Annotated in this window: 29 protein-coding genes; 11 read left to right on the top strand and 18 right to left on the bottom strand. The window is 68.0% G+C overall.

From position 1 onward, the window contains the following. Window positions 1-40 precede the first annotated feature (40 nt). Together dapF and ACREYQ_RS01120 are read left to right on the top strand one after the other, a co-directional pair. On the top strand, window positions 41-907 hold the full coding sequence (gene dapF, locus ACREYQ_RS01125) for a diaminopimelate epimerase (protein ID WP_432258986.1): 867 nt from the start codon (window positions 41-43) through the stop codon (window positions 905-907). 108 nt (window positions 908-1015) lie between these two features. Then, a complete protein-coding gene (locus ACREYQ_RS01120; protein ID WP_432258985.1) occupies window positions 1016-1825 on the top strand; it encodes a polyphosphate kinase 2 family protein in 810 nt (269 codons plus the stop codon). Between the two features lie 32 nt (window positions 1826-1857). On the opposite strand, the gene ACREYQ_RS01115 is transcribed toward ACREYQ_RS01120, so the two are convergent. Together ACREYQ_RS01115 and pyrE are read right to left on the bottom strand one after the other, a co-directional pair. Then, entirely contained in the window at window positions 1858-3165 is a 1308-nt protein-coding gene (locus ACREYQ_RS01115; protein WP_432258984.1) for a DUF3734 domain-containing protein, read from the bottom strand. 99 nt (window positions 3166-3264) lie between these two features. Continuing rightward, complete coding sequence (gene pyrE / locus ACREYQ_RS01110) at window positions 3265-3951, bottom strand: orotate phosphoribosyltransferase (RefSeq protein WP_106061998.1); 687 nt, start codon at window positions 3949-3951, stop codon at window positions 3265-3267. 27 nt (window positions 3952-3978) lie between these two features. Between pyrE and ACREYQ_RS01105 the strand changes: the two genes are divergently transcribed. Continuing rightward, entirely contained in the window at window positions 3979-4755 is a 777-nt protein-coding gene (locus ACREYQ_RS01105; RefSeq protein ID WP_432258983.1) for an exodeoxyribonuclease III, read from the top strand. A 9-nt stretch (window positions 4756-4764) separates the two neighbouring features. Here ACREYQ_RS01105 and ACREYQ_RS01100 read toward each other — a convergent pair whose 3' ends face one another. Further along, window positions 4765-5166 (bottom strand): type II TA system antitoxin MqsA family protein, encoded by a 402-nt coding sequence (locus ACREYQ_RS01100; RefSeq protein WP_432258982.1) that lies wholly within the window; start codon window positions 5164-5166, stop codon window positions 4765-4767. 15 nt (window positions 5167-5181) lie between these two features. Further along, the gene (locus ACREYQ_RS01095) at window positions 5182-5478 is read right to left on the bottom strand and encodes a type II toxin-antitoxin system MqsR family toxin (RefSeq protein WP_432258981.1); all 297 of its coding nucleotides are present in this window, start codon (window positions 5476-5478) and stop codon (window positions 5182-5184) included. Between the two features lie 184 nt (window positions 5479-5662). Between ACREYQ_RS01095 and argC the strand changes: the two genes are divergently transcribed. Beyond that, window positions 5663-6610, top strand: coding sequence for an N-acetyl-gamma-glutamyl-phosphate reductase (gene argC, locus ACREYQ_RS01090; protein ID WP_432258980.1), 948 nt, complete (start codon window positions 5663-5665; stop codon window positions 6608-6610). A gap of 67 nt (window positions 6611-6677) precedes the next feature. Here the strand turns inward: argC and ACREYQ_RS01085 are convergent, their stop codons facing one another. Further along, entirely contained in the window at window positions 6678-7640 is a 963-nt protein-coding gene (locus tag ACREYQ_RS01085) for a M48 family metallopeptidase (RefSeq protein WP_432258979.1), read from the bottom strand. Between the two features lie 98 nt (window positions 7641-7738). On the opposite strand from ACREYQ_RS01085, the gene ACREYQ_RS01080 reads away from it, so the two are divergent. Beyond that, window positions 7739-8998: a muropeptide transporter gene (locus ACREYQ_RS01080; protein ID WP_432258978.1), complete on the top strand. Its 1260-nt coding sequence runs from the start codon at window positions 7739-7741 to the stop codon at window positions 8996-8998. A gap of 12 nt (window positions 8999-9010) precedes the next feature. Here ACREYQ_RS01080 and ACREYQ_RS01075 read toward each other — a convergent pair whose 3' ends face one another. Both ACREYQ_RS01075 and ACREYQ_RS01070 read right to left on the bottom strand, forming a co-directional pair. Continuing rightward, entirely contained in the window at window positions 9011-9859 is an 849-nt protein-coding gene (locus ACREYQ_RS01075) for an acyl-CoA thioesterase (protein WP_432258977.1), read from the bottom strand. A 326-nt stretch (window positions 9860-10185) separates the two neighbouring features. Beyond that, window positions 10186-10776 (bottom strand): TetR/AcrR family transcriptional regulator, encoded by a 591-nt coding sequence (locus ACREYQ_RS01070; RefSeq protein WP_432258976.1) that lies wholly within the window; start codon window positions 10774-10776, stop codon window positions 10186-10188. A 65-nt stretch (window positions 10777-10841) separates the two neighbouring features. On the opposite strand from ACREYQ_RS01070, the gene ACREYQ_RS01065 reads away from it, so the two are divergent. After that, window positions 10842-11270, top strand: coding sequence for a VOC family protein (locus tag ACREYQ_RS01065; RefSeq protein ID WP_432258975.1), 429 nt, complete (start codon window positions 10842-10844; stop codon window positions 11268-11270). Between the two features lie 22 nt (window positions 11271-11292). Here the strand turns inward: ACREYQ_RS01065 and metW are convergent, their stop codons facing one another. The 5 genes from metW to argB all read right to left on the bottom strand — a co-directional run bounded on the left by metW (window position 11293) and on the right by argB (window position 15986). Further along, window positions 11293-11904 carry a methionine biosynthesis protein MetW gene (gene metW / locus ACREYQ_RS01060; protein WP_432258974.1) on the bottom strand — a complete coding sequence of 204 codons (612 nt, stop codon included), beginning with the start codon at window positions 11902-11904 and terminating at the stop codon, window positions 11293-11295. Then, window positions 11901-13082: a homoserine O-succinyltransferase MetX gene (gene metX, locus ACREYQ_RS01055; RefSeq protein ID WP_432258973.1), complete on the bottom strand. Its 1182-nt coding sequence runs from the start codon at window positions 13080-13082 to the stop codon at window positions 11901-11903. The genes metW and metX overlap by 4 nt, the downstream gene beginning before the upstream one ends. Before the next feature lie 295 nt (window positions 13083-13377). Next, a complete protein-coding gene (gene slmA / locus ACREYQ_RS01050) occupies window positions 13378-14049 on the bottom strand; it encodes a nucleoid occlusion factor SlmA (RefSeq protein WP_432258972.1) in 672 nt (223 codons plus the stop codon). After that, a complete protein-coding gene (locus tag ACREYQ_RS01045) occupies window positions 14046-14996 on the bottom strand; it encodes a pyrimidine 5'-nucleotidase (protein ID WP_432258971.1) in 951 nt (316 codons plus the stop codon). Before ACREYQ_RS01045 ends, slmA begins: the two co-directional genes overlap by 4 nt. Window positions 14997-15068: 72 nt before the next feature. Beyond that, on the bottom strand, window positions 15069-15986 hold the full coding sequence (argB, locus tag ACREYQ_RS01040) for an acetylglutamate kinase (RefSeq protein WP_432258970.1): 918 nt from the start codon (window positions 15984-15986) through the stop codon (window positions 15069-15071). Window positions 15987-16350: 364 nt separating this feature from the next. On the opposite strand from argB, the gene ACREYQ_RS01035 reads away from it, so the two are divergent. Together ACREYQ_RS01035 and ACREYQ_RS01030 are read left to right on the top strand one after the other, a co-directional pair. Then, a complete protein-coding gene (locus tag ACREYQ_RS01035; protein WP_432258969.1) occupies window positions 16351-16581 on the top strand; it encodes a cysteine-rich CWC family protein in 231 nt (76 codons plus the stop codon). Between the two features lie 135 nt (window positions 16582-16716). Next, window positions 16717-17652 carry a LysR family transcriptional regulator gene (locus ACREYQ_RS01030; protein ID WP_432258968.1) on the top strand — a complete coding sequence of 312 codons (936 nt, stop codon included), beginning with the start codon at window positions 16717-16719 and terminating at the stop codon, window positions 17650-17652. 175 nt (window positions 17653-17827) lie between these two features. Here ACREYQ_RS01030 and ACREYQ_RS01025 read toward each other — a convergent pair whose 3' ends face one another. Next, window positions 17828-18310: a copper chaperone PCu(A)C gene (locus ACREYQ_RS01025; RefSeq protein ID WP_432258967.1), complete on the bottom strand. Its 483-nt coding sequence runs from the start codon at window positions 18308-18310 to the stop codon at window positions 17828-17830. Between the two features lie 175 nt (window positions 18311-18485). Between ACREYQ_RS01025 and ACREYQ_RS01020 the strand changes: the two genes are divergently transcribed. Together ACREYQ_RS01020 and ACREYQ_RS01015 are read left to right on the top strand one after the other, a co-directional pair. Next, the gene (locus ACREYQ_RS01020; RefSeq protein WP_432258966.1) at window positions 18486-19880 is read left to right on the top strand and encodes an ATP-binding protein; all 1395 of its coding nucleotides are present in this window, start codon (window positions 18486-18488) and stop codon (window positions 19878-19880) included. Further along, complete coding sequence (locus ACREYQ_RS01015) at window positions 19877-20488, top strand: response regulator transcription factor (protein WP_432258965.1); 612 nt, start codon at window positions 19877-19879, stop codon at window positions 20486-20488. The genes ACREYQ_RS01020 and ACREYQ_RS01015 overlap by 4 nt, the downstream gene beginning before the upstream one ends. A 24-nt stretch (window positions 20489-20512) precedes the next feature. Here ACREYQ_RS01015 and ACREYQ_RS01010 read toward each other — a convergent pair whose 3' ends face one another. The 5 genes from ACREYQ_RS01010 to ACREYQ_RS00990 all read right to left on the bottom strand — a co-directional run bounded on the left by ACREYQ_RS01010 (window position 20513) and on the right by ACREYQ_RS00990 (window position 25558). Further along, window positions 20513-20806, bottom strand: coding sequence for a hypothetical protein (locus tag ACREYQ_RS01010; RefSeq protein ID WP_432258964.1), 294 nt, complete (start codon window positions 20804-20806; stop codon window positions 20513-20515). A 425-nt stretch (window positions 20807-21231) separates the two neighbouring features. Continuing rightward, window positions 21232-22563 (bottom strand): ATP-dependent protease ATPase subunit HslU, encoded by a 1332-nt coding sequence (gene hslU, locus ACREYQ_RS01005; RefSeq protein ID WP_432258963.1) that lies wholly within the window; start codon window positions 22561-22563, stop codon window positions 21232-21234. Window positions 22564-22616: 53 nt separating this feature from the next. Beyond that, the gene (gene hslV / locus ACREYQ_RS01000) at window positions 22617-23153 is read right to left on the bottom strand and encodes an ATP-dependent protease subunit HslV (RefSeq protein WP_078194830.1); all 537 of its coding nucleotides are present in this window, start codon (window positions 23151-23153) and stop codon (window positions 22617-22619) included. A gap of 229 nt (window positions 23154-23382) precedes the next feature. Then, a complete protein-coding gene (locus ACREYQ_RS00995; RefSeq protein ID WP_432258962.1) occupies window positions 23383-24369 on the bottom strand; it encodes a tripartite tricarboxylate transporter substrate-binding protein in 987 nt (328 codons plus the stop codon). Between the two features lie 289 nt (window positions 24370-24658). After that, a complete protein-coding gene (locus ACREYQ_RS00990) occupies window positions 24659-25558 on the bottom strand; it encodes an alpha/beta fold hydrolase (RefSeq protein ID WP_432258961.1) in 900 nt (299 codons plus the stop codon). Between the two features lie 109 nt (window positions 25559-25667). On the opposite strand from ACREYQ_RS00990, the gene ACREYQ_RS00985 reads away from it, so the two are divergent. Then, the gene (locus ACREYQ_RS00985) at window positions 25668-26204 is read left to right on the top strand and encodes a Fur family transcriptional regulator (RefSeq protein WP_432258960.1); all 537 of its coding nucleotides are present in this window, start codon (window positions 25668-25670) and stop codon (window positions 26202-26204) included. Window positions 26205-26245 lie beyond the last annotated feature (41 nt).

Below are 26245 nucleotides of genomic sequence, written 5' to 3'. Positions count from 1 at the left end.
GGTCCAGCGCGTCCGGCGCGCCGCAGCTACAATCGCCACCATGAAACTCCAGTTCACCAAGATGCACGGCGCGGGCAACGACTTTGTCGTGCTCGACGGCATCCACCAGCAGATCGACCTGACCCCGGCGCAGTGGCGTGCCCTTGCCAGCCGGCATTTCGGCGTGGGCGCAGACCAGATCCTGATCGTCGAGAAACCGAGCCGACCGGACGTCGACTTCCGCTACCGCATCGTCAATGCCGACGGCAGCGAGGTGGAGCACTGCGGCAACGGCGCACGCTGCTTCGTGCGCTTTGTCACGGACAAGGGCATGACCGACAAGCGCTCGGTGCGCGTGGAGGTGATGAACGGCGTGATCACGCTGACGCTGCAGGACGATGGCCAGGTCACGGTGGACATGGGCGCGCCCGAGCTGGAACCGGCGCGCGTGCCGTTCCGCGCGCAGGGCCTGCCGACCCGCACCGAGGGCGCCGACACGCTGTACGGCCTGGAGGTGAACGGCCGCACCGAATGGATCTCGGCGGTGTCGATGGGCAACCCGCACGCGGTGCAGGTGGTGGCCGACGTGGAGAACTTCCCGGTCCTGCAGGACGGCCCGGTGGTGGAATACCACCCCGCCTTCCCGAACCGCGTCAACGCCGGCTTCATGCAGATCGAAGACCGCCACGCCATTCGCCTGCGCGTCTACGAGCGCGGCGCCGGCGAGACCCTGGCCTGCGGCACCGGCGCCTGCGCGGCCGTGGTGGCCGGCATCCGGCGCGGCCTGCTGGACTCTCCGGTGCGGGTCCACACCCATGGCGGCGAGCTGAACATTGCCTGGGACGGCGCCGCTGAACCGGTGCGCATGACCGGCCCGGCCACCACCGTGTTCGAAGGCAGCATTGACCTGGCAGCCCTGCCGGCCTGACCATAGGGGCTGCGCGCCCCTTTCCGCACTCCCCGCCTCCGTTGCAACGGAGCCCTGGCGGGGGCGCCCATTCCCTTGATCCTGCAGGTCAGACCGATTGGAGCGCCCATGCCGCTGGACGATTTCCGCATCACCTCGGGCAAGCAATTCCGCCTTGCCGGCTTCGACCCGGGCAGCAAGCCGCTGTCCTGCGGCAAGAAAGAGGAAGACCTTGCCCGCATCGTCGAGCTGAGCAACGCCCTGGACGCGCAGCAGGACATCTTCTATGCCGAGCACCGCCGCAAGCTGCTGGTGGTGCTGCAGGGCATGGATACCAGCGGCAAGGATGGCACCGTGCGCAGCGTGTTCCGCAGCTTCGATCCGCTGGGCATCCGCGTGGTCGGCTTCAAGGCCCCGTCGCCGGAGGAACTGGCACGCGACTACCTGTGGCGCGTCCACCTGCAGGTGCCGAAGGCGGGCGAGATCGTGGTCTTCAACCGCAGCCACTATGAAGACGTGCTGATCACGCGCGTGCACGACTGGATCGACGCCGCCGAATGCGAGCGGCGCTTGCGCCAGATCCGGGACTTCGAGGCCATGTTGACCGAGACCGGCACCACCATCGTCAAGTGCTTCCTGCACATTTCCCGCGATGAGCAGAAGGCGCGGCTTGAAGCGCGCCTGGCGGACCCGCAGAAGCACTGGAAATTCGACACCACCGACCTGACCGAGCGCAAGCACTGGAAGGCCTACGCGGATGCCTACGAGGCCGCCATCATGGCGACCAGCACGCCCGAATGCCCGTGGTACGTGGTGCCGGCCGATTCCAAGACGCACCGCAACCTGATGGTGGCCGAGATCCTGACCAGGGTCTTCGCGGATCTGAAGCCGGCCTATCCGCCGGCGCGGCCGGAACTGGCCAAGCTCAGGGTCGACTGAGTTCCGCGCGCCTCGGCCGCACTCAGCCGCCCTCAGCCCCCATTGCCGCGGTGCACGTCGTGCGTGACGAAGGGGTGCTCGAGGCTGGGCATGGCCAGCCACTGCGGATGGCGCAGGGTCCGGCGGATATCTTCCAGACCGCTGGTCCAGTGCTCATGCATGGTCAGCGGGCCGAACTGATAGTCCTTGGCCAGGTTCTCGAACGACTTGTCGCGGTAGATCAGCTGGATCACGTTGCGGCGCGCATCGCACGATTGCTCAGCCGCGCGGCGGTACCAGTCGTTGTCGCGCTTTGACGGCGGCACCAGCGCCATCACCTCGTTGAGCATGCGGCGCAGGTTCTGCTGCTCGCGCATGTAGTCGGTGATGGCCCGCGTGCGGCTGGAATACTGGATGTCCTTCTGGCGCTCGGCCACGTCGACCAGGTTGTGCGGCAGCTTGCCGCGCGCGCTCCACAGGTCGACCTGGAAGATCAGCGCATCGCGCCGCGGCTGCGCCGTCAGCACCTCGGCCAGCGGCGTGTTCGACACCAGCCCGCCGTCCCAGTAGTACTCGCCATCGATTTCCACCGCCGCAAACCCCGGCGGCAGCGCGCCCGAGGCCATGAAATGCTCGGGGCAGAGCTTGTCGCGGGTATTGTCGAAGTACGCGAAATTGCCGGTGCGCACATTGACCGCCCCCACCGAGACGCGCATCAGGTCGGGACGGTGGTTGATCAGGTCGAAGTCGGCAAAGCGCTCCAGCGTCGCCTTCAGCGGCGTGGTGTCGTAGAAACTGGCGCGGGTCGGGTCTTCGTGACGCGCCATCAGCTCCAGCCAGCTGCGCGGCTGGAAGAAGCCGCGCTGGCCTTCGAACATCGCGCGCGCCGCATACAGGCCATCGAACCAGATCCGCATTGGCTCGGGCCAGCTTTCGGCATGGTCGGCAAACCAGGTGTACGACGGGCTTGGCAGCCACGGCTGCGCGCAGATGTACTCCCAGAACGCCCGCAGCTGCTCCACCCGGCGTTGCGGCGGATTGCCTGCAATGATGGCCGCGTTCAGCGCGCCGATGGAGATGCCCGCGACCCAGTTCGGGTAGATGCCGCCTTCAGCGAGGCCCTGGTACACGCCGGCCTGGTAGGCGCCAAGTGCGCCCCCGCCCTGCAGCACCAGCGCGCGCACGGCATAGGCCTCGTGCGCCGGCCGGTCCGGGGCCTTGGCGGCCTGGCGCACCGGCTTGCGCGGGTGCGCCTGCGCGCCGCGCTCGGCCAGCGACTCGCCGTTGCCCGCCGATTCCGCGGTTGTGGATGGCGTTGCCGCCTGCCGCCCTGCCCGTTCCTGCCGCTCTTTTTCCGCCACGCCGCGCTTCCTCCCCGTCTGCAACTCAGCCGTCCGTCCGCTGCACGCCGAAATTGTGGAATGGGCGCTGGCCGGCAGCGCCCGCCGTCCTTAACGGTTTCAGACGCCGTAGCGCTGACGATAGGCCGCCACGGCCTCGCGCGAAGCGCCCAGAGCCGGGTCCTGCGAGGCATCGAGGTAGGCCAGCAGGTCCTTCAGGCTGGCGATCGCGATCACCGGGATGCCGAATTCGCGCTGCACGTCCTGCACGGCGGAATGCGTGCCGACCTGCTCGGCGGTGCCGCTCTTTTCCATGCGGTCGAGCGCGATCAGCACCGCGGCCGGCTCGGCGCCGGCGGCGCGGATCATGTTCACCGATTCGCGCACCGAGGTGCCGGCGGAAATCACGTCGTCGATGATGACCACCTTGCCCTGTAGCTTCGCCCCGACCAGGGTGCCGCCTTCGCCGTGATCCTTGGCTTCCTTGCGGTTGTAGGCGAAGCCGACGTCACGTCCCATGCCCGCCAGCGCCACCGCGGTGGCCGACGCCAGCGTGATGCCCTTGTAGGCCGGTCCGAACAGCACGTCGAACTGCACGCCCGAGGCCAGCAGGGTTTTGGCATAGAATTGCGCCACCTGGCCCAGCATCGCACCCTGGTTGAACAGGCCGGCGTTGAAGAAGTACGGCGATTTGCGGCCGGCCTTGGTGACGAACTCGCCAAACGACAGCACGCCGGCATCGAGCGCAAAGCGGATAAAGGTCTGGCTGAGATCGGTACCCGCGGGCGGATTCTGCTGCGTCATCATTTCTCTCTGAATTCAAAATTTCCCCGAATGTTACGGATTATCAGCGCCAACCTCAACGGCATCCGCTCCGCGTCGAAGAAGGGCTTTTTCGACTGGATGGGCAAGCAGGACGCAGACATGGTCTGCGTGCAGGAACTGAAGGCGCAGGCCGCCGACATGACGGAAGCGTTCCTTGCGCCACACGGCTACCACGGCTATTTCCATTACGCCGAGAAGAAGGGCTATAGCGGCGTAGGCCTGTACACGCGCCACAAGCCCGAGCGCGTGGTCACCGGCTTCGGCATCCCCGAGTTCGACAACGAAGGCCGCTATGTGGAAGTGCAGTACCCGCACCTGGCGGTGATCTCGGTGTACGTGCCGTCCGGCTCCAGCGGCGAAGAACGCCAGCAGGCCAAGTTCCGCTTCATGGAGGCCTTCCTGCCGCACCTGCTGCAGCTGAAGGCCTCCGGGCGTGAGATCGTGCTGTGCGGCGACGTCAACATCGCGCACAAGGAAATCGACATCAAGAACTGGAAGGGCAACCTGAAAAACTCGGGCTTCCTGCCGGAAGAGCGCGCCTGGATCGGCGAACTGTTCGACACCCATGGCTATGTCGACGTGTTCCGCAAGCTGGACCCGCGCCCCGACCAGTACACCTGGTGGAGCAATCGCGGCCAGGCCTACGCCAAGAACGTCGGCTGGCGCATCGACTACCACCTGGCCACGCCGAAGATCGCCGGCACCGCGCACCTGTGCTCGATCTACAAGGACGAGAAGTTCAGCGACCACGCGCCGCTGTCGATCGACTACGACTTCCCGCTCTGAGTCCGGCGCCTACGCCGCCCGGACCTCTTCAAGCAGTTCCGGGTGGCGGTCCAGCAGCTTGAGCAGCTTCACCAGCGCCAGCGGCGGCTTGGTCCGCCCGGTCTCGTAGCGCGAGAAGGCATTGACCCCGCCGCCGAAGATCTCGGCGGCCTCGCGCTGATCGAGGCGGAGCTTCTTGCGCACGCCAGTGATGTAGGAAGGCTCGATAAATGCGGCGTTGACCTGGCGGTTGAACGCGTTCATCAGCTTCATGACGCGGTCGCTCTCGTGCCAGTCGGTCACGGATTCTCCACATGCCGGGCAGAACTCGCCGCGCACGGATTCCAGGACCGTGGTTTCGCCACGGTAGGTGTAGGCGACATCGCGCACGTCGGCCACCAGTTCAGCCGCGCCGCACACGGGGCATTTCATTTTGCTCAGCTCCTTTCATCGTGCCTTGAACGACACGACCAGCAGGTCTTCAGTCACGGTCAGTTTCAGGTACACCCCGCCGTACGGTGTCACCGGGCGGTAGACGTCCTGCCACACGGTGTGGTCGGCGTAGGCCGTGATGCTCTTGTAGAAGTCGGCACTGCTCAGGCCCGCGACCACCTGCGCCAGTCCGGCCATGTCAAAGCCGAGTGCCGTGGCGCCGTCGCGCGCGCATCGGGTCACGCGCACCCGCCTGGCTCCAATCAACTCCCTGACCCGCCAGAGCGGGTAATGCGCCGTCCCCTTTTCCATGGAAATTAACCTACTTGGTTATACCCTGCAAGCCCGGAACTGTGCGAAATCGCAATACGCCCATTGGTACAAACCCCTGCGACCCGCCCCCATCCCCGCTACAATGCAGGTTCCCTACCGCGTGCGGCAGGGGACGTTTCGCATTCCCAGCGGCAATTCCCGCACCCCATTGAGTGAGTCAGCCATGGTTTTCAAAGTGTTCGTCGATGGTCAGGAAGGCACCACCGGTCTCCGGCTGCTTGACTATCTTTCCGGTCGTTCCGACGTGGAACTGCTGCGCATTGCCGATGACAAGCGCAAGGATCCGACCGAACGAGCACGATTCCTGAACGCCGCCGACGTCGCCTTCCTGTGCCTGCCCGATGTGGCCTCGCGCGAGGCGGTATCGCTGGTGACCAACCCCAACACCTGCGTGATCGACGCCAGCACGGCGTTCCGCACCAGCGACAGCTGGGCCTACGGCCTGCCCGAGCTGGCGCGCGGCCAGCGCGAGAAGATCCGCGCCAGCAAGCGCATCGCGGTGCCGGGCTGCCACGCCAGCGCCTTCGTGCTGGCGGTGCGCCCGCTGGTGGACGCCGGCGTGCTGCCGGCCGACTACCCGGTTTCGGCGTTCTCCCTGACCGGCTACAGCGGCGGCGGCAAGTCGATGATTGCCGAGTTCGAAGCCGGCGGTAACCCGAAGCTGGACAGCCCGCGCCCGTACGCGCTGGGCCTGGAACACAAGCACCTGCCGGAAATGCGCGTGCAGGCCGGCCTGGCGCAGGCGCCGGTCTTCAACCCGATCGTCGGCAATTTCCTGAAGGGCCTAGCGGTCACGGTGCCCGTGTTCACCGACCGGCTGGCGCGCAAGGTGAGCGCCGAGCAGATCGTCGAGATCTACCGCAAGCACTATGAGGGCGAGCAGTTCGTGCGCGTGATGCCGTACAACAGCGCCGACAACCTCGACGGCGGTTTCTTCGATGTGCAGGCCAACAACGACACCAACCGTGTCGACCTGTTCGTGTTCGGCAATGCCGAGCGCCTGAACCTGGTGGCGCGCCTGGACAACCTGGGCAAGGGCGCGGCCGGCGCGGCGGTGCAGTGCATGAACGTGCATGTGGGCGCCGACGAGGCCACGGGGCTGCGCGCCTGACAGGGCCACTTCCTGAACGCAAAGAAGCCGGCAATGCCGGCTTCTTTCTTTTGCGCCCGCAGGCCGCTCAGCGCTGCAGCGGCTTTTGCCGGTCGTCGTCGCCGCTGTCCACCGGCGCGCCGCCCAGCCCCGCCATATTGGCGCGGTATGGCGGCAGCTTGTCCACCGTGGTGCTGGTCGCGCGCGCATACAGCGGCAGCACCTCGGGCAGGTGCTTTTCCAGGTCGGCGATGCGGCTGCGCCCGGAAGGGTGCGTCGACAGGAACTCGGCGCCGGATTGCGTGACCTGGCCCATCTTCTGCCACAGCGATACCGCGGCGCGCGGATCGTAGCCAGCGCGCGCGGCGATATCCATGCCGATCAGGTCCGCCTCGGACTCATCCGCGCGCGAGAAGCGCAGCGCCAGCAGGTGGGCGCCGGTGCCGAGCGCCATATTGCCAAGGTTGCCAAAGCCGAACAGCTGCGAGATCACATTGGCGCCCAGGTTGGTGATCTCGGACTTGGCGGCGCGCTCGCGCGCATGCTCGCGCAGCGCGTGGGCGATCTCATGGCCCATCGCCATGGCGATCTCTTCGTCGGTCAGCTTGAGCTGGTCGAGCAGCCCGGTGTAGAAGGCGATCTTGCCGCCGGGCATGCAGAAGGCATTGACCTGTTTGGAGCCGATCAGGTTGATCTCCCACTGCCACTGCCGCGCGCGTTCGTTCCAGCGCGCGGTCTGCGGCAGCAGGCGCTTGCCGATGGCGCGCAAGCGCATCAGCTGCGGGTTGTTGTCGGCGGCAAGGGCATGCTTGGCGATGGCTTCCTGCTTGAGTTGCTCGTATTCCTGCGCGGCCTGCTGCTCGATGGCCTCGACCGGCACGATGGTGCGCACCGCCGAACCGCCGGGATTCAGCCGGATGCCGCCGGCATCGCTGTCCTGTGCCTGCGCGGGCAGGCCCCAGCCGAGCGCCAACGCTGCCGCGGCCAGTGCCAGCGCACGGGCCAGCCGGAGACGGGTGGGACGCTGAACACCTTGCAGGCGGCGGAGCATGTGCGATTCCTTGGGCGCAATCGGGGAGCGGGCAAACAGGTGATGCAATAATACACGGCACCCGCGCAGCCGCGCGGCGGCATACGGCTGCCCCATTCATGAATTTCCAGACCTATCTAGACATTTTCCGCAACCGCCGCATCGGCGCCATGCTGGCGCTGGGCTTCGCCTCCGGGCTGCCGCTGGCGCTGACGTCGGGCACCTTGCAGGCATGGATGACGGTCGAGGGCCTGGATATCAAGACCATTGGCTTCTTCTCGCTGGTCGGCCAGGCCTATATTTTCAAGTTCCTGTGGGCGCCGCTGATGGACCGCTACACGCCGCCGCTGATGGGGCGCCGGCGCGGCTGGCTGCTGGTGACGCAGATCGGGCTGGTGCTGGGCATCGCCGGCATGGCCTTCTGCCCGCCGCGCGAGGCGCTGTGGACACTGGCGGCGCTGGCCACGCTGGTGGCCTTCCTGTCGGCCTCGCAGGACATCGTTTTCGACGCCTACAGCACCGACGTGCTGCGCCCGCCCGAGCGCGGCGCCGGCGCGGCGGTCAAGGTGCTGGGCTACCGGCTGGCGATGCTGGTCTCGGGCGGCCTGGCGCTGTGGCTGGCCGACCGCGTGCTGGGCTGGCAGCAGACCTACCTGCTGATGGCCGGGCTGATGGGCGTGGGCATCGTCACGCTACTGTGGGCGCCTGAGCCCGACGTGCCGGCCCGCGTGCCGCGCTCGCTGGAAGAGGCGGTGGTGGGCCCGCTGCGCGACTTCTTTGCACGCCCGGGCGCATGGTGGCTGCTGCTGCTGATCGTGCTGTACAAGCTTGGCGACGCCTTTGCCGGCAGCCTGTCGACCACCTTCCTGATCCGCGGCGTAGGCTTCTCCGCGGGCGAGGTGGGCATCGTCAACAAGACCCTGGGGCTGGTCGCCACCATCATCGGCGCGCTGTTCGGCGGCACGCTGATGGTGCGCCTGGGCCTGTACCGCTCGTTGATGCTGTTCGGCGTGCTGCAGGCGGTGTCGAACCTCGGTTACTGGATCCTGGCGGTGACGCCGCCGCACCTGTGGTCCATGGGGGCGACCATTGCGGTCGAGAACCTGTGTGGCGGCATGGGCACGGCGGCCTTCGTCGCGCTGCTGATGACGCTGTGCAACCGCTCGTTCTCGGCCACGCAGTACGCGCTGCTGTCGGCGCTGGCGTCGGTGGGCCGGGTCTATGTGGGGCCCACTTCGGGCTATATGGTCGAGGCCTGGGGCTGGGCGCCGTTCTACCTGGGCACCGTGGTGGTGGCGCTGCCCGGCGTGATCCTGCTCTGGGCGATGCGCCACACCGTGCACCGCTACGAGGCCCAGGCGCGCGAAGCGACCGCCTGACCCCGGCCAGACTTATTCCTTGTAGTAGACGATCTGGTGCGAGCTGGCGATCAACTCGCCGGCCGCGCTCCACAACTGCGCGCGCTGGTCGAAGAAGCCCTGCCTGAACACCTGCGCCTGCGCGCTGGCCAGCACGTGGCTGTCGCCCAGCGCGGCCAGCGTGGCTGCGTCGGCATGGAAATACGTGGTCATCGACACCGTGCCGGCCGGCACGAAGCCCGCGCGCTTGAGGAAGATGCGCGGGTAGAAGCTGTCGGCCCAGGCCGCCACGGCGGCAAAGTCCGGCGTGCGCGCCGGTGCGTCGCGCAGCCAGAACTGCGTCAGGCTGTCGGGATGCTCGGTGCCGGCCTCGGCGGTCGGCTTGGCGCCGCGCACCGGACGCATGTCGTAGGACTTGAGCCAGCGCACCGATGCAAACCCGCTCATGGCCGGCAGGGTGTGGGCGGCCGGCACTTCGGGCATCACCGCTTCGCCGCAGGTCCAGGTCTCGCGCCGCACCGCAAACATGGCGGTGGCGGTGGTGGCCACGGCATCGCCCTGGCGCAGCTCCAGCGTCCAGTGCTGGGTCGAGCGGTTGGTGCGCACCGGGCGCGCCTCGATCTCGAACGGCCCTTCGGCGATCGGCCCGGCAAAGTTGACGGTCAGCGAAACCGGGTCGCCCAGGCGCTGCGGATGATCCAGCGCCGCCTGCAGCAGCGTGGCGGCGGTGATGCCGCCGAACGGCCCGATCATGTTCCAGTATGCGGGCGTGGTACGGCCCAGGAAACGGTGTTCGCCGGCCCGCTCCAGCGCCAGCGCATCGTCAAAGGGATGGAGCGGGCTGGCGGCAATGGCCGTCTGAGTCTGAGGCGCAATGGACATGGCTGGTGTGGGTTGTTGGCATGCAGTGAATAGCACGATCGTTCGATCTGCTGCCTACACTAACCGTAGTCAGCGTTCGGGTCAATACGGCAAGCCTCCAGCCTCTGGCTCCGTGGCGCCGCATCAGCCTTGCGCCCGCCGCCACAGCGGCAGGCTCCAGCCCAGCTGGTTGGCGACCACGCCCAGCACCATCTGCAGCCCGGCGATCTGGCCCGCCTTATATCGGCACGGTCTTCGCGGTCTATACGCCCACGCGGCACGTTCCGCCCAAGGTGCGCGCTTTTGTCGACCACCTGGCCGGCACCGCCGGCGACTCACCGCGCTGATCAGCCGGGCGCTTTCGCCAGGACCTGGCGCAACAGCCACAGCATCGCGTCGCGCACGCGTGCGGCCTCGGCCCCGGCCTCGATCTCCAGCGCGGCGCGGTCGAACGCCGCAGACAGCAGCGGCGCCACGTCGCCCTGCGGGTCCACGCCCGAGGCTTCCAGCCCCTCGCGCAGGGTGCGGGCGGCATTGGCTTCGTCCAGCGCCAGCATCTCGCGCAAACCCAGCGCGGCCGGCCCTTCCACCAGCAGCAGGCGCGTGCGGCCCGGCACCGTCATCGCCTCCAGGTAGGCCTGCGCCCCGCTGAGCAGCGCATCGGCCGGGTCTCGCCCGGCCGGCGTGGCGGCCTCGATATCGGCGGCCACTGCCGCGGCTTCCTCGGCCAGCACGTGCCGGAACAGGTCGCGCTTGTCGGCGAAATGGTGGTACAGCGCGCCCCGCGTGATGCCGGCGGCGGCGCAGACGTCAGGGGTCGAGGTCTCGCCATAGCCCCGGCTGACAAACAATGCGCGCGCGGCATCGGTCAGCGCCTGGCGGGTTGCCTCGGTACGTTCGCGGTTGGATCGGGCCACGCCTTGCCTCCTTGCATACATACAGCCTGTATCTTAATATTGTTTTACATACAGGCTGTATGTATCTCAATAATAAAGGAGCATCCATGAAGGTCACCAGCTACTACCCCGTCATCATGACCGGCAACGTTGCCGGCACGGCCGCGTTCTACCAGCGGCATTTCGGCTTCATGGCGCTGTTCACCAGCGACTGGTACGTGCACCTGCAACTGGCGGACGAGCCTTCGGTCAACCTGGCCGTGCTGGATGGCAGCCACGAGACCATCCCCGCCCCGGCGCGCGGGCAGTGCGCCAAGGGGTTGCTGCTGAATTTCGAGGTGGAGGACCCGGATGCGGTGCATGACCGTCTGCGGGCGGCCGGGCTGCCGATCCTGCTGCCGCTGCGCGACGAGGCCTTCGGGCAGCGCCATTTCATCACCGCCGACCCGAACGGCGTGCTGATCGACATCATCAAGCCGATCCCGCCGTCGGGAGAATTTGCGGTGCAGTACCAGGCCGGCGCGCTGCCCGGCTAGAAGGCGGCGATTGCGGCCCGGCTCAGGCCGCGCAGACCCGGTACACCGCCAGGCTGCCGCGCCAGTTGCCGCCCCAGTTGACGGTCACGCCTTCGTGCATCACCACGCGGTCGATCACGCGCAGCCCGACCTTGGGCGCCAGCGCCTCGAAGTCGCTGATGGTCAGCACGCGCACGTTGGGCGTGTTGTACCACTGGTAAGGCAGCGATTCCGACACCGGCATGCGGCCGCGGAACACCGACAGCCGGTGCGGCCAGTAGCCGAAGTTCGGGAACGACACGATGCACTCGCGCCCGACCCGCAGCGTGTCGCGCAGCACCTGCGCGGTGTTGTGGATGGTCTGCAGCGTCTGCGACAGGATCACGGTGTCGAAGCTCTTGTCCTCGAACAGCGCGAGGCCGCCTTCCAGGTTCTGCTGGATGACATGCACGCCCTTCTGCGCGCACGCCAGCACGCCTTCGTCGCGGATCTCGATGCCGTAGGCCTGCACGTCGAGCTCGTCCTGCAGCACTCGCAGCAGGCTGCCGTCGCCGCAGCCGAGGTCGAGCACGGTCGAATTGGGTTCGATCCAGCGCGCGATCGCGCGGAAGTCGGGGCGCAGCGCCAGGATATTGGGATTGGCCGGGGCGTTCATGCGCCGATCTCCTCAGCGATGCGGTCGTAGTAGGCGCGCATCAGGTTGTGATAGCGCGGGTCGTCGAGCAGGAAGGCATCGTGGCCGTGCGGCGCGTCGATCTCGGCGTACGAGACCGGGCGCTTGTTGTCCAGCAGCGCCTTGACCAGCTCGCGGCTGCGGCTCGGCGCAAAGCGCCAGTCGGTGCCGAAGCTGGCCACCAGGAAGCTCGCCCGGGTCTGCGCCATCGCACGCGTCAGGTCGCCGCCGTAGGCCAGCGCCGGATCGAAGTAGTCGAGCGCGCGCGTGATCAGCAGGTAGGTATTGGCGTCGAAGTACTCGGCGAACTTGTCGCCCTGGTAGCGCAGGTAGCTTTCCACCTGGAACTCGACATCGAACGAGAAGCGGATGTCCTCGCTCTTCAGTTCGCGGCCGAATTTCTCGGCCATGTCCTCGTCCGACAGGTAGGTGATATGGCCGATCATGCGCGCCACGCGCAGGCCGCGCTTGGGCTTGACGCCATGCGCGTAGTAGTTGCCGCCGTGGAAGTCGGGGTCGGACAGAATGGCGCTGCGCGCGACCTCGTTGAAGGCGATGTTCTGCGCCGACAGCTTGGGCGTGGACGCGACCACGATGCAGTGGCGCAGGCGCTCCGGGTACATCAGGCTCCAGGCCACCGCCTGCATGCCGCCGAGGCTGCCGCCCATGACTGCGGCGAACTGCGTGATGCCGAACGCATCGGCCACGCGCGCCTGCGCATTGACCCAGTCTTCCACCGTCACCACCGGGAACGCAGCGCCATAGGGCGCGCCGGTGGCCGGGTTGGTGCTCATCGGCCCGGTCGAGCCGAAGCACGAGCCCAGGTTGTTCACGCCGATGACAAAGAAGCGGTTGGTATCGAGCGGCTTGCCGGGACCGACCATGTTGTCCCACCAGCCCACATCGCGCGGGTCTTCGGCATAGACGCCCGCCACATGGTGCGAGGCATTGAGCGCGTGGCACACCAGCACCGCGTTGGAGCGGGCCGCATTGAGCGTGCCATAGGTCTCGACCATCAGGTCGTAGCCGGCAATGGACGAGCCGTTGCGCAGCTTGAGCGGCTCGGCAAAGTGCATGCGCTGCGGCGCGACCACGCCGACCGAATCGGGCGGCAGGTCAAACGCGGCAGGCGCGGCGGTCGGCAGGGCGACATCAGTCATGGAATCCGGCCCGTGGCGAACGGGCATAAAAAAACCCGACCGGCATTTGCGTATCAAGCGTCGCAGCCAAGTCGGGATTCGCTGGATTCCTTGCGGGATTCCGCGTGCCGGCGCCATCCACTGCCGTGGTGGCATGGGGCGCCGACCCAACCTCTTTAGCCGCATTTATAGTGGCAAGCCCCCGGACCGTGGTCCCGTGGCTGCCGCGCGCCCGCAAGCCAGTCATCAAATCGGCGCGACCGGGCAATTATAGAGCAATCGGCCCGGCAAGTTGAATTAGAAGCCAAATGGGTTCTTAGCCCAGCAAGACCCGCAGGTGCGTCTCGGCATGGTCCAAAGGCGACTTGCGGAAGCCGCTCTTGGCATAGCGGTGCCACTGGCCCTGCACCGCCGCCATGATCAGCGCGGCACGCGCGGGGATATCGGCATCCGCCGGGAAGGCGGCCTGCGTCACCGCCATCTTCAGGCACTGGCGCAGCGACGCCTCGATGCGGTCCACCAAATGGTTGATGCGCTCCTGCAGGCGTTCATGCTCGCCCACCAGCGCCTCGCCGGTCAGCACGCGCGTCATGCCCGGGTTTTTCTCGGCAAACGACAGCAGCATGCGCACGATCGCGTGGGCCTGGCGCAGGCCGTGCTCTTCCTTGTCGGTGATCTGGTTGATCAGGCCGAACACGGTCTGCTCGATAAAGCCGATCAGGCCCTCGTACATCTGCGCCTTGCTGGCGAAATGCCGGTACAGCGCCGCCTCGGACACGCTCAGGCGCGCGGCCAGCGCGGCGGTGGTGATCTTCTCCCCGCGCGGGTGCTCCAGCATGGTGGCCAGCGTCTGCAGGATCTGCACGCGGCGCTCGCCCGGACGCGGGCGCTTGCGCACCGGCGCGGCCGGCTGCCGGTCAGCGTCCTGCGCCTCCTGCGCACTGCCTGAAATGACCGCCCCTGGCTCGCGCCCGTTGCTTTGCGTCATGACCCGATTCTCCGCATTCGTCGTTGGAGTTGATGCATCGATTGTACTTTTATGTCCACATAGGCCGGGCGGTTCGGCACGCGGGCGCGCACGCGCGGCACGTTGTCGGGCTGTGCCTGCGGCGCCTGGGACTCGGCGGCCACCAGCGTAACCGACTGTTCCTGCGCGGCGTGGCCGACATGGCGCCGGTCCTCCGCGTCCAGCGTCGAGCGTACCGCGGCATCGCGCCGGCTGCCGTCGTCGCGGATCGCGGTGGATCCGGCAGGCACGTCGTGCGGGCGCGATGGCGCGATCGTGCGCAGGTAGCCCGTCACCCAAGCGGTACGGATGCCGGTGCCCGCGTAGCGCTTGAGGTGCGACACCGTGTCTTCCACCAGCACCGCGCGATGCGGCGCGACGCGCGCCTGCGCCAGCAGCCGGCGCAGCATGCGGCGGTCGGGCTTGGGCCGCAGGTGGCCATGCACCCACATCTGCTCGATCGCCACCACGCGCTCGAAGCAACGCCGGATGCCGGCGATCTCCAGCACCGCGCGCGCGTAGTCCTGCGGGGCGTTGGTGACCAGGATCTTGCGCCCGGGCAGGCGCCGCAGGTGCGCGGCAAGCCCGCGCCGCACCCGCACCATGTCGGCCAGCGCCGGGAATTCATGCGCGGCGCGCAGGAAGTCGGCCGGGTCCACGCCGTGGTGCCGGATCATGCCGAGCAGCGTGGCGCCATAGCGCTGCCAGTAGTCCACGCGCACGCGGCTGGCGCTGGCCTCGTCGCAGCCAAGCACGCGCGCCACGTAGGCGGTCATCAGCCGGTTGATCGCCGGGAAGATCGCGTGCGAGGCGTCGTGCAGCGTGTTGTCGAGATCGAACAGCCAGACGGTGCCGCCGGAGGTATTGCCAGCGGGGCGGCGGCAGAGGCGAGCGCGGACACGGCGCGGATGAGCAAGACTGGAAGGCACGCCGGGCAACTCGGAGAATGATGGGATGTGCCGGGGCGGCTGGCCTTGGCCGGCGCCGCCCCGGGGCTCCGCTCAGTGCGAGCGGATCATGGTGCCGAAGGCCTGCTCGGTCAGGATTTCCAGCAGCAGCGAATGCTCGATGCGGCCGTCGACGATGTGCACCGAATGCACGCCGCTCTTGGCCGCGTCCAGCGCCGACGAGATCTTCGGCAGCATGCCGCCCGAGATGGTGCCGTCGGCGAACAGCTCTTCGATCTCGCGCGCGGACAGGTCGGTGAGCAGGTTGCCCTTCTTGTCCATCACGCCCGGGATGTTGGTCATCATCACCAGCTTCTCGGCCTTCAGGATCTCGGCCATCTTGCCGGCGACCACGTCGGCGTTGATGTTGTAGGCCTGGCCGTCGTCGGAGAAGCCGATCGGCGAGATCACCGGGATGAAGGCGTCGTCCTGCAGCGCCTTGACCACCGCCGGGTTGATCGCCTCGATATCGCCGACGTAGCCGATATCGATAAAGGCGCCCGGGTTCTCGCGGTCGGGCATCTGCAGGCGCTTGGCGCGGATCAGGCCGCCGTCCTTGCCGGTCAGGCCCACGGCCTGGCCGCCGTACTGGTTGATCAGCATCACGATGTCCTGCTGGACTTCACCGCCCAGCACCCATTCGACCACTTCCATGGTCTCTTCGTCGGTGACGCGCATGCCCTGCACGAAGGTGCCGACCTTGCCGACTTTCTTCAGCGCCTCGTCGATCTGCGGGCCGCCGCCGTGCACCACCACCGGATTCATGCCGACCAGCTTCAGCAAGATCACGTCGCGCGCGAAGCCGTGCTTGAGCTTCTCTTCGGTCATGGCATTGCCGCCGTACTTGACCACGATGGTCTTGCCGTGGAACTTGCGGATATACGGCAGGGCCTCGGCGAGGATCTCGGCTTTCAGCGCGGGAGCAATGGCGGCCACCGTGGTTGCGGCAGGCCCGGGGTTGTCGGCGTTCATGGGGGACATCCGTGAGAATCAACAGGTATGATGGCTAATCGGCCGCGTAGCTGGCGGTAACCAACGGGGATCGCCCGAAAGTGCGCCATCCGGCCACGGCAGGCGCCGATTTTACAAGAAACCGCGCGGGGCGCGAGTCCGCCGGCCGAACCCGGCGCCGTGAATGGCCCGCGAGCGGCCTGCAAGCGCCCCACGGGGCACCAGGCAGCGGGCCGGCGTTCCGTCCGCGCAACAGCGCTGTCGCCTGAACCGTTTGGCTTGCACCCTGGCGCAGCAGTTCCCCAGTCCTGACCCTCATGCCTGACGCCAACCGCATGCCGCCGGCCCGAACCCCCGCCTTCCCGCCAGCACCCGGGAGCCGCCCATGAGCGACGCCTCGGCCGTGCTGACTGGCCAGGTGCGCCCGGTCGAGCATTGCAGCCACTGCGGCGCGGGCTTTGTCTGCGGCTACGTGGCAGGGCTGCCGGAATGCTGGTGCGCCAGCCAGCAGCTGCTGCCGGCGCGGCAGATCGTGCCGGGCCAGCACTGTCTGTGCCCCGCCTGCCTGGCGGCGCGCCGCCAAGCGGCTCAGGCCCCCGATGCCGCCGCTGGCTGAGGTGCCGCCGGCGCCGTCGCACTGCAGCTCGGTGCCTGACATAGCGCGTTCCATAGGGCAAGATGCGATGCCAACAGTTTGAAATATCGCAATGCGAATTTCCAATTCTGCTTTCGTACGTTTATTATTCGCCGAATGAATAGCCTACGCGGAATCGACCTCAACCTGCTGGTGGTGCTGGAAGCACTGCTGGCCGAGCGCCATATCTCCCGCGCCGCGCTGCGGCTGCACCTGAGCCAGCCGGCGGTCAGCCACGCGCTCGGGCGGCTGCGGCAGCTGCTCGACGATCCCATCCTGGTGCGGGGCAAGGGCGGCCTGGTGCTGAGCGCGCGTGCGCACGAGCTCTCCGGCCCGCTGGCCGAGGCGCTGGCGCAGGTGCGCATCCTGCTGGGGCCCGGCGGCTTCCAGCCGGCCACCGCGCGGCGCAGCTTCCGGCTGGCGATGTCCGACTACGGCGCGCTGGTGGTGCTGCCGCGGCTGCTGCGCGCGGTGCGCAAGGCCGCGCCCAATATCGACCTGGTGGTGTCGCAGGCCAGCCGCGAAGGCATGACCGCGCAGGTGGCCGACGGCGAGATCGACATGGCGCTGGGGGTGTTCACCCAACAGCCGGAAGACGTGAAGTCGGCCGAGCTGTTCCGCGAGGGCTATGCGTGCGCGGTGGATGCCGCCACCGTGCGCGACACCGGCCGGCTCGACCAGGTGGCCTACCTGGCGCGCTCGCACGTGCTGGTCGCCACGCACAGCGAGCGCATGGACGCGATCGACACCGCCGTGGCCAGGCTGGGGGGGCGGCGCAAGATCGCCTGCGTGGTGCCGCACTGGAGCGTGGCGCCGGCACTGATCGCGGGGACCAACCTGGTGCTGACCACGGCGCGGCGCAGCCTGGCCGCGCTGGCAGAAGATCCGCGCTACGCCGTGTTCGCGCCGCCGTTTGCGCTGGACGATTTCACCTTCAGCATGATCTGGCACGAGCGCACCGAGGCCGATCCCGCCCTCACCTGGCTGCGCGAGCGCGTGCTGGCCGCGGCGGCCAGTCAGGAATCGGAAGAACCGATCAGCTTGCGCGGCTGACGGCGCACCGCTGGTTTGGCCGGCGCCGGCGGCCGTGACTCACGCCGCGGCGCGGGGCTGGCAGGTGGCTTGCCGGCCCCCGCCTGGCCGCGAAAGACCAGCTTCTGCCGGGTACCGTGCTGCTTGTTGGCCATGATGTCGGATGGGATCCGCCCCGCGCTGGCGGCCAGACCGGTCAGTGCTTGTGGTCGCCGTGGCTGCCGCTGGCGGCAGCCGGCACCATGTCGCGCACTTCGGCCGTGACCTTCTGCTCGATCACCTTGCCGCCCTGCTCGATCTTCAGCGTGATGGGCACGGTGTCGCCCGCCTTGAGCTGCGACTTCAGGCCCATCAGCATCACGTGGTAGCCGCCCGGCTTCAGTTCGACGTCCTGCATCCCGGGCAGGTCCAGCGACTTGACCTGGCGCATGCGCATCACATTGCCTTCCATCTTCATCTCGTGCAGCTCGGCCGTGGCCACCGGCGACGACACGCCGACCAGCTTCGCGTTCTCGTGCGCATGCAGCACCATGAAGGCGCCGGAAGCGGTCTGGGTCGGCACCGTGCCGCGCACCCAGGCCTTGCTGACATCGACCTGGGCCAATGCGGCGCCGGATGCCAGCGCGGCGGCGAGGGCGATCGACGCGGCCAGCGTGGCCGAGCGGAATTTGGCTTGCATGAAAGGCTCTCCTGAAAGCAGACATTAGACCATGGCATGCCGGCCCGTGCATGCGCCTGGCATGGCTGCCGCGCAGCAGGCAGCCGACTAGTCTGGCAGGCCGAGCGGCGCCGCGCCAATGCGGCAAGGTGTCGCACGCACCGGTGCCCCGCGGCCGCATTGATACACTCGCGCCATGACCACCGCCGCCGCTGTGACCCGCTTGCCCGACCTCCCGTTCCTGTCGCCAATGCCGGCCGCCCCCTCCGCCCGCCATGGCCAGGTGACGCTGCGCCGGCTGTTCTGGCTGCGCTGGGCGCTGCTGGCCGGCCAGGCGCTGACGGTGCTGTGCTGCGAACCCATCGCCGGCATCCGCCTGCCTTACGGGCCGCTTCTGGTGGTGTTCGGGCTGCAGGCGCTGTTCAACCTGCTGACCGGCCTGCGCCTGCGCCAGCACACGCGGCGCAACAGCGCCCCCGCCGAGGCCGAACTGATGGGGCAGCTGCTGGTGGACCTGACGGCGCTCTCGGCCATCCTGTTCTACACCGGCGGCGCAACCAACCCGTTCGTCTCGTTCTACCTGCCGGGGCTCGCCATTGCCGCCGCCATCCTGCCGTGGCGCCAGGTGATTGCGCTGGCGCTGTATGCGCTGGCCTGCTACACGGTGCTGCTGATCGAATATGTGCCGCTGGACCTGCACAACCCGGACAACGCGGTGAACTACCACCTGGCCGGCATGTGGCTGAACTTTGTCGCCAGCGCGGTGATGATCGCGCTGTTCGTGGCGCGCCTGTCCGGCGTGCTGCGCCAGCGCGAGGCGCAGCTGAACCTGGCGCGCGAGCAGTTGTTGCGCGAAGCGCGCGTGGAAGACCTGAACGGCCAGGCGGCCGCGGTCGCGCATGAGATCGGCACGCCGCTGGCCACGCTGGCGGTCATCGCCGGCGAGCTGCGTGCCGATGCGTCCGAGCCAGGCCGCGGCGCCACCGCGATCCACGCCTACCTGCCCGACCTGCAGACCATGGAACAGCAGCTGGCGCTGTGCCGCTCAACGCTGGCGCGGCTGCGCGAAGACCCGGCCACGCTGGCGCCGCAGCGCATCGACGGCTGGCTGCCGGCCTTTGCCGAGCGCTGGCAGCTGCGCCACCCCAATGCCAGCCTGCAGGCCATCGCCACGCCGGGCGCCGGCGCGCAGGCGGTGGAAACCGCGCGCGTAGGCCAGATCCTGACCATCCTGCTGGACAACGCCGCGCGCAGCCAGCAGGCCGCCGGCCGCGGCACGCAGCCGCTGCAGCTGCAGATCGCCATGGCGCCGGGCAATGCCGCGCCGTGGCTGTCATTCCGCGTCGCCGATCTCGGCGACGGCATTCCCGAAGCGCTGCGCGGCCAGCTGGGCGAAACCCCGGTGGCCAGCCAGCACGGCGGCCAGGGCATCGGCCTGTACCTGGCGCAAAGCGCCGCCCGGCAGATGGGCGGCGAACTGGCCTGGCATGACCGCCCCGGCGGCGGCACCATCGCCGAGCTGCGCCTGCCCGCGCTCTCCACCTTTTCCGCATCCGCGGCCACCGCCGCCACCGCGCAATCCACCCCATGACCGACACCCATACCCCGGTACCCGAAGCCACCGCACCGGCTGGCACGCCCTTCCTGGTCATCGACGACGACGAAGTCTTTGCCGGCACGCTGGCGCGCGCGCTCACGCGCCGCGGCTATGCCGTGGAGGTGGCGCACGACTGCCGCAGCGCGCTCGCGCTGGCAGCGCGCACCGAGTTTGCCTACGTCACCCTGGACCTGCACCTGGAGCCGCCGCCGGAAGCCGGCAGCACCGCGCCCGCCGAATCGGGGCTGCAGCTGGTGTCGCCGCTGCGCCAGGCCCTGCCCGACGCGCGCATCCTGATCCTGACCGGCTATGCCAGCATTGCCACCGCGGTGGCGGCGGTCAAGCAAGGCGCGGACGAATACCTGGCCAAGCCGGCCAATGTCGATTCGATCCTGACCGCGCTGATGGCGGGCGTGTCTGAAGATGCGGCGCAGGCCGCGCTGGAAGAACCGGTGCCGCTGTCGGTGGCCCGGCTGGAATGGGAGCATATCCAGCGCGTGCTGGCCGAGCACGGCGGCAATATCTCGGCCACGGCGCGGGCGCTGAACATGCACCGGCGCACCTTGCAGCGCAAGCTGGGCAAGCGGCCGGTGTCGCGCTGAACCTTGCTGCCGGATGGCACCCGGTTACAGGCGCAGCTGCACGTAGTCCCAGTCCAGGCCCTCGGCACCGTCCGGCCCCGTGCCGTCTTCGGCGACGCGCATGGCATCGCCGGCATGGCGGTCCGCCAGCGTGACCAGCGCGCCCGAATCCAGCGCCAGCGCCGCCGCCGCGGCAGCAGCCGCGCCGATGGTGCCCGATTGCGCCGCTTCGGCGGCCGGGATGGCCGGGCGGATGCACAGGAACGCAGTCGCCGCGGCCAGCGCGGCCAGCAGGCCGCCCGTGGTGAGCACAACCCGGCGGGTCTTGTAGATGACCATCTGATTTCTCCTGCCAGTGAGTTGATGGGGATGCGGTGGCTCCCGCACCGGTCAATCGACCGTCAAGGTGCGCAAGGGTCGCATCGCCCGGCAGGGCTGCGCCAGCGCGCTTACCAATGCTTACGAGGGTTACCGGGGTGTGGCAGGTGGAAACGCACTGACATGAAAAAGGCGCACCGTGGTGCGCCCTCCTTCTGCATGCTGCTGGTTTGCGCCCCGCGTGCGGGAGAGGGGCCGGGGGTGAGGGCGGGCATGTGCCGAAGCCGCCGTGCTGGAAAAAACCGTTGGCCCCGCTTCTTGTGGTTCCTAGCTAAACCACCCCTCACCCCGGCCCTCTCCCCATGAGGGAAGAGGGAGAACACCTTGCTTAGGCTAGGTCGGGCGGCTTGGGTCCACCCAAAACCGCTCTGCTCTTCGCGCTGGCTTTACAACACGTAGCGCGACAGGTCCTCATTGCCGGCGAGGTCGCCCAGACGCTCGTCGACATACGCCGCATCGATCGTCACGGTCTCGCCCGACGATCGGGTGGCGTGGAAGGACAGGTCCTCCAGCAGCCGCTCCATCACCGTGTACAGGCGGCGCGCGCCGATGTTCTCGACCTTCTCGTTGACCGAGAAGGCGATCTCGGCCAGCCGGCGGATGCCGTCCGGCGCGAACACCAGGTTGACCGCTTCGGTGCTCAGCAGCGCCTGGTACTGCTTGGTCAGGCTGGCATCGGTCTGCGTCAGGATGGCCTCGAAGTCCTGCACGGACAGCGAATCCAGTTCAACCCGGATCGGGAAGCGGCCCTGCAGCTCGGGAATCAGGTCGCTCGGCTTGGACAGGTGGAACGCGCCCGAGGCAATGAACAGGATGTGGTCGGTCTTGATCATGCCGTACTTGGTGCTCACCGTGGTGCCTTCCACCAGCGGCAGCAGGTCGCGCTGCACGCCCTGGCGCGAGACCTCGCCGCCGCCGATTTCGCTGCGGCTGGCGATCTTGTCGATCTCGTCCAGGAACACGATGCCGTTCTGCTCGACATTGGCGATGGCCTTGTGCTTGAGCTCCTCGTCGTTGACGAGCTTGGCGGCCTCTTCGTCGATCAGCAGCTTGAAGGCTTCCCTGACCTTCATCTTGCGGCGCGCCTTCTTGCCCTGGCCCAGCCCGGCAAACATGGTGCGGATCTGCTCGGTCATGTCTTCCATGCCCGGCGGGCCCATGATGTCCATGCTCGGCATGCCGGCGGAGAGTTCCAGCTCGATGTCCTTGTCGTCGAGCTGGCCTTCGCGCAGCTTCTTGCGGAACACCTGGCGGGTATTGGAATCCTTCTCTTCCGGCTGCGAGAATCCGATATCGCGCGGCGGCGGCAGCAGCACGTCGAGCAGGCGGTCCTCGGCCGCGTCTTCGGCCTTGGTGCGCACCTTCTTCATCTCGGATTCGCGCGTCTGCTTGATCGCCATCTCGGCCAGGTCGCGCACGATGGTGTCGACGTCGCGGCCGACGTAGCCCACCTCGGTGAACTTGGTGGCTTCGATCTTGATGAAGGGCGCGTCGGCCAGCTTGGCCAGGCGGCGCGCGATCTCGGTCTTGCCGACGCCGGTCGGGCCGATCATCAGGATGTTCTTGGGGGTGATTTCCTGGCGCAGGGGCTCGGCCACCTGCTGGCGGCGCCAGCGGTTGCGCAGCGCCACCGCCACGGCTTTCTTGGCCTTGTTCTGGCCGATGATGTGCTTGTCGAGCTCGGAAACGATTTCCGACGGGGTCATGGTGTGCGACATGGTATCCGTTCAGTGGGGGCGGCAGGCTTGCAGGCCGGAGGGCCGGCCTTCGCCTATTCCAGCGTCTCGATGACGAAGTTGGTGTTGGTGTAGATGCAGAGCTCGCCGGCGATGCCCAGCGACTTCTCGACCACGTCCCTGGGCGCCAGGTCGGTGTTCTCGATCAGCGCCTTGGCGGCCGACTGCGCGTATGCGCCGCCCGAGCCAATCGCGGCGATGCCGCCCTCGGGGTCGAGCACGTCGCCGTTGCCGGTGAGGACCAGCGTGGTGTCGCGGTCGGCGATGATCAGCATGGCCTCCAGCCGGCGCAGCGCGCGGTCCGAACGCCAGTCCTTGGCGAGGTCCACCGCGGCGCGGGTGAGATTGCCCTGGTGCTTTTCCAGCTTGGCTTCGAAGCGGTCCAGCAGCGAGAAGGCGTCGGCCGTGCTGCCGGCAAACCCTACCAGCACCTTGCCGTTGTAGATGCGGCGCACCTTGCGCGCGGTGCCCTTCATCACGATATTGCCGAGCGTGACCTGGCCATCACCGCCCAGTGCGACCTGGTTGCCGCGGCGGACGCTGACGATGGTAGTGCCGTGATACTGTTCCATGGTGGCTTCCGTGAATATGTCAGGACCGTAGTTGGCGACGCCCCCGGCCGGTTTCAAGGCCTCTCGCGTGCACCGCGAAGCGCCGCCCGGTCTGACCCAATATAGGACGCCTGCCGGCAGGCTGCCGGACGCCCCGCCGGAAAACAAGAAGGGCCATGCGCTGCCGCATGGCCCTTGTCCGCAACGCGCGGGCCTGCGGCCTGCGCGCCTCATGCATCACCCCAATGGATCAGTCGGCGTACACGCCGGCCTTCTTGATCACCGGGGTCCACTTGTTGATCTCGGCGCTCAGGTAGGTGCGCAGCGAATCCGGCGTGGCGCGCTGCGCCGGCACGGCCTCGGCGCCCAGCTCGGCCATCTTGGCGCGGAAGGTCGGGTCGGCGACGGCCTTCTGCAGCGCGGCGGACAGCTTGTCGATCACCGGCTTGGGCGTGCCCTTGGGCGCGTACATGGCGTGCCAGACCTTGACTTCCACGCCCGGCATGCCCTGCTCAGCCGCGGTCGGGACATCCTTGAACGCTTCCACGCGGCGCGCCTGCATGGCCGCGTACGACTTGACCGAGCTGGCCTTGAGATGGCCGGCGAGGTTGGTGGTCTGGTCACACAACAGGTTGACCTGCCCGCCCAGGATATCGGTCAGTGCCGGCGCGGCACCCTTGTACGGCACGGTGGTCAGCTCGGTCTGGATCGCGCTCTGGAACAGCAGGCCGCACAGGTGCGAGGCCGAGCCGATGCCGGCATTGGCCAGGGACAGCTTGCTGGCGTTGGCCTTGATGTACGGCAGCAGGTCCTTGAAGTTGTTCGGCGGCAGCTGCTTGTTGCCGACCAGGATCATCGGCACGTCGGCGATTTCGCCGACCATCTCGAAGTCCTTGAGCGGATCGAAGCCCAGGTTGCGGTACAGCGCCGGCGCCGTGGCCATGCCGATATGGTGGATCAGGATGGTGTAGCCGTCATTCTTGGACTGAGCCACCTTCTTGGCGCCGATGGTGCCGCCGGCGCCGCCCAGGTTTTCGATCACGATGGTCGTGCCCAGATGCTTGGACATGATCGCGGTCAGTTCGCGCGCGACCTTGTCGGTGGGGCCGCCCGCCGCGAACGGCACCACGGCCGAGACCGGCTTGCCGCCCGGATAGTCCTGGGCATACGCGCCCGCCGCCACGGCCATCGCGCTGACTGCCAGCGCGGCCGCAACCATCTTTGCCACTCGTTTCATGCTTTCTTCTCCTGGTTCCCTGTGATACCCGTCTGCAATGCGTTGCCGCCGGCCCGGCCCCCGCTGGTGCGGGGGCGCTTCTGGCGCGGTCTTTCTGGCCGCGCTCCCGGACCATGCCGGCCGGCTCCGCTTCCCCTGCCGTAAACGGCAAGGAAGGGGGTTGATGTTAGCAATACCAGACAATATGCAGGTATAGGGGCTAACCCGCCTGCAATCAGCCGCATAGGGCGGGAAAGCGTGGAGATATGGCAGAGATCGGCTACAAAGGGATGCGTTTGTGAGCCGCGGCTTAGCGGAAGAAACCGAGCATTTCCTCGAGCAGCGCTTCGGCGGCCTCTTCCGGAATGTAGTGCCCGCAGGGCAGCGCGCGGCCGCTGACCTCGGCGGCCACCTCCTGCCACAGCACCAGCGGCTCGAAGCAGCGCGCCACCACGCCGTGCTCGCCCCACAGCACGCGCAGCGGCAGCGCCAGCCTGCGCCCGGCCTCGCGGTCGGCGCGGTCGTGCTCCAGGTCGATGGTGGCGGCGGCGCGGTAGTCCTCGCACATGGCGTGCACGCGGGCCGGGTCGCGCATCGCCGCCGTGTAGGCCGCCATGGCGTCCGGGGCGAACGGTGTCAGGCCCGCGTGGCGCAGGCCCATCAGTTTCTGAATGTAGAAATCGGGCTCGGCATTGATCAGCGTCTCGGGAAACGGCGCCGGCTGGATCAGGAAGAACCAGTGCCAGTAGGCGGCGGCAAAGGCCATGCTGGTGCGCTCGTACATCGCCAGCGTGGGCGCGATGTCCAGCAGCATGGCGCGGCTGACCGCCTCCGGATGGTCCATGCACAGCCGGTGCGAGACGCGTGCGCCGCGGTCGTGCCCGCACAGCGCGAACTGCTTGAAGCCGAAGGCCGCCATCAGCGCCACCTGGTCCTGTGCCATGGCGCGCTTGCTGTAGTGCTCATGACCGGCATTGCCGGGCGGCGCCGAACTGCTGCCGTAGCCGCGCAGGTCGGTGGCGATCACAGTGAAGTGGTCGGCCAGCACCGGCGCCACCCGGTGCCAGATCAGGTGGCTCTGCGGGTGGCCGTGCAACAGCAGCAGCGGCGGCCCCGAACCGCCGCGCACGCCGGCGATCTCGACCTCGCCGACGTGCTGCCGGAAGGGCTCGAAATTCGGGAACAGCAGCGCGCTGGCGTCGTTCAGCATGGGTAGTCTCCGCTTTTGGGGTGGTCCTGTGCCGATCATAGGCGCAAACTGCCGCCCCGGCTGACGCAACTGAATTGCATCAACCGTAGGCCTATGGTTAAATCCGGCCATGACCCGTCCCAGTCCGGACCGGCCGGCCACGGCGCCGGAACCGGCAATCCCGACCCCGGCGGCCCTGGCGGCCGCCCATGAACGCCTGCGCCATTTGGGCGCGCGCGTGACCCAGCCGCGGCTGTGCATCCTGGCCTGCCTGATCGGCAGCGACGAGGCCCTGACCCACCAGGCCGTGATCGACCGCCTGCCCGAAGCGGGCGAGACCATCGACCGCGTCACCGTCTACCGCGTGCTGGACTGGCTGGTGGACCAGGGCGTGGCGCAGAAGCGCGCCGGCAACGACCGCGTATTCCGCTTCAGCCTGGTCGAGCATGAGGCCGCGCGCGCGCAGGAGCACCGCCAGCACAGCCATTTCCACTGCACGCGCTGCGACCGCACCTTCTGCCTGGACGACGCCAGCGCCCCGGTGCAGCCGGCCGCGCCGCGCGTGCCCAGCGGCTTTGCCATCGAACATGTCGAACTGACCGTGAACGGCGTCTGCGCCGAGTGCGGCCAGCGTACGCCCGCCGCGCCCGGCGGCGCTTCGCACTGAACGGCTCACTGATCAGCTTTCTCTCATACCCGGAGAACAAC

This window comes from Cupriavidus sp. TMH.W2 (assembly GCF_050847365.1).
Classification (GTDB): Bacteria; Pseudomonadota; Gammaproteobacteria; order Burkholderiales; family Burkholderiaceae; genus Cupriavidus.
Note: the sequence above shows the minus strand (reverse complement) of the source record. Positions and strands in the feature narration are given on the sequence as shown.

Bases quoted from the DNA above. Each gene is read 5' to 3' on its own strand.
- argB (WP_432258970.1), bottom strand. From the start codon at position 15,986: ATGAACGCCGACAACCCCGGGCCTGCCGCAACCACGGTGGCCGCCATT.
- ACREYQ_RS01015 (WP_432258965.1), top strand. From the start codon at position 19,877: ATGACCGACACCCATACCCCGGTACCCGAAGCCACCGCACCGGCTGGC.
- hslV (WP_078194830.1), bottom strand. From the start codon at position 23,153: ATGGAACAGTATCACGGCACTACCATCGTCAGCGTCCGCCGCGGCAAC.
- ACREYQ_RS01075 (WP_432258977.1), bottom strand. From the start codon at position 9,859: ATGTCCATTGCGCCTCAGACTCAGACGGCCATTGCCGCCAGCCCGCTC.
- ACREYQ_RS01120 (WP_432258985.1), top strand. From the start codon at position 1,016: ATGCCGCTGGACGATTTCCGCATCACCTCGGGCAAGCAATTCCGCCTT.
- dapF (WP_432258986.1), top strand. From the start codon at position 41: ATGAAACTCCAGTTCACCAAGATGCACGGCGCGGGCAACGACTTTGTC.
- ACREYQ_RS01010 (WP_432258964.1), bottom strand. From the start codon at position 20,806: ATGGTCATCTACAAGACCCGCCGGGTTGTGCTCACCACGGGCGGCCTG.
- ACREYQ_RS01035 (WP_432258969.1), top strand. From the start codon at position 16,351: ATGAGCGACGCCTCGGCCGTGCTGACTGGCCAGGTGCGCCCGGTCGAG.
- slmA (WP_432258972.1), bottom strand. From the start codon at position 14,049: ATGACGCAAAGCAACGGGCGCGAGCCAGGGGCGGTCATTTCAGGCAGT.
- ACREYQ_RS01105 (WP_432258983.1), top strand. From the start codon at position 3,979: ATGTTACGGATTATCAGCGCCAACCTCAACGGCATCCGCTCCGCGTCG.
- ACREYQ_RS01070 (WP_432258976.1), bottom strand. From the start codon at position 10,776: ATGTATGCAAGGAGGCAAGGCGTGGCCCGATCCAACCGCGAACGTACC.
- hslU (WP_432258963.1), bottom strand. From the start codon at position 22,563: ATGTCGCACACCATGACCCCGTCGGAAATCGTTTCCGAGCTCGACAAG.
- ACREYQ_RS01025 (WP_432258967.1), bottom strand. From the start codon at position 18,310: ATGCAAGCCAAATTCCGCTCGGCCACGCTGGCCGCGTCGATCGCCCTC.
- ACREYQ_RS01065 (WP_432258975.1), top strand. From the start codon at position 10,842: ATGAAGGTCACCAGCTACTACCCCGTCATCATGACCGGCAACGTTGCC.
- ACREYQ_RS01080 (WP_432258978.1), top strand. From the start codon at position 7,739: ATGAATTTCCAGACCTATCTAGACATTTTCCGCAACCGCCGCATCGGC.
- pyrE (WP_106061998.1), bottom strand. From the start codon at position 3,951: ATGATGACGCAGCAGAATCCGCCCGCGGGTACCGATCTCAGCCAGACC.
- ACREYQ_RS01085 (WP_432258979.1), bottom strand. From the start codon at position 7,640: ATGCTCCGCCGCCTGCAAGGTGTTCAGCGTCCCACCCGTCTCCGGCTG.
- metX (WP_432258973.1), bottom strand. From the start codon at position 13,082: ATGACTGATGTCGCCCTGCCGACCGCCGCGCCTGCCGCGTTTGACCTG.
- ACREYQ_RS01095 (WP_432258981.1), bottom strand. From the start codon at position 5,478: ATGGAAAAGGGGACGGCGCATTACCCGCTCTGGCGGGTCAGGGAGTTG.
- ACREYQ_RS01030 (WP_432258968.1), top strand. From the start codon at position 16,717: ATGAATAGCCTACGCGGAATCGACCTCAACCTGCTGGTGGTGCTGGAA.
- argC (WP_432258980.1), top strand. From the start codon at position 5,663: ATGGTTTTCAAAGTGTTCGTCGATGGTCAGGAAGGCACCACCGGTCTC.
- ACREYQ_RS00985 (WP_432258960.1), top strand. From the start codon at position 25,668: ATGACCCGTCCCAGTCCGGACCGGCCGGCCACGGCGCCGGAACCGGCA.
- ACREYQ_RS00990 (WP_432258961.1), bottom strand. From the start codon at position 25,558: ATGCTGAACGACGCCAGCGCGCTGCTGTTCCCGAATTTCGAGCCCTTC.
- metW (WP_432258974.1), bottom strand. From the start codon at position 11,904: ATGAACGCCCCGGCCAATCCCAATATCCTGGCGCTGCGCCCCGACTTC.
- ACREYQ_RS01100 (WP_432258982.1), bottom strand. From the start codon at position 5,166: ATGAAATGCCCCGTGTGCGGCGCGGCTGAACTGGTGGCCGACGTGCGC.
- ACREYQ_RS01020 (WP_432258966.1), top strand. From the start codon at position 18,486: ATGACCACCGCCGCCGCTGTGACCCGCTTGCCCGACCTCCCGTTCCTG.
- ACREYQ_RS00995 (WP_432258962.1), bottom strand. From the start codon at position 24,369: ATGAAACGAGTGGCAAAGATGGTTGCGGCCGCGCTGGCAGTCAGCGCG.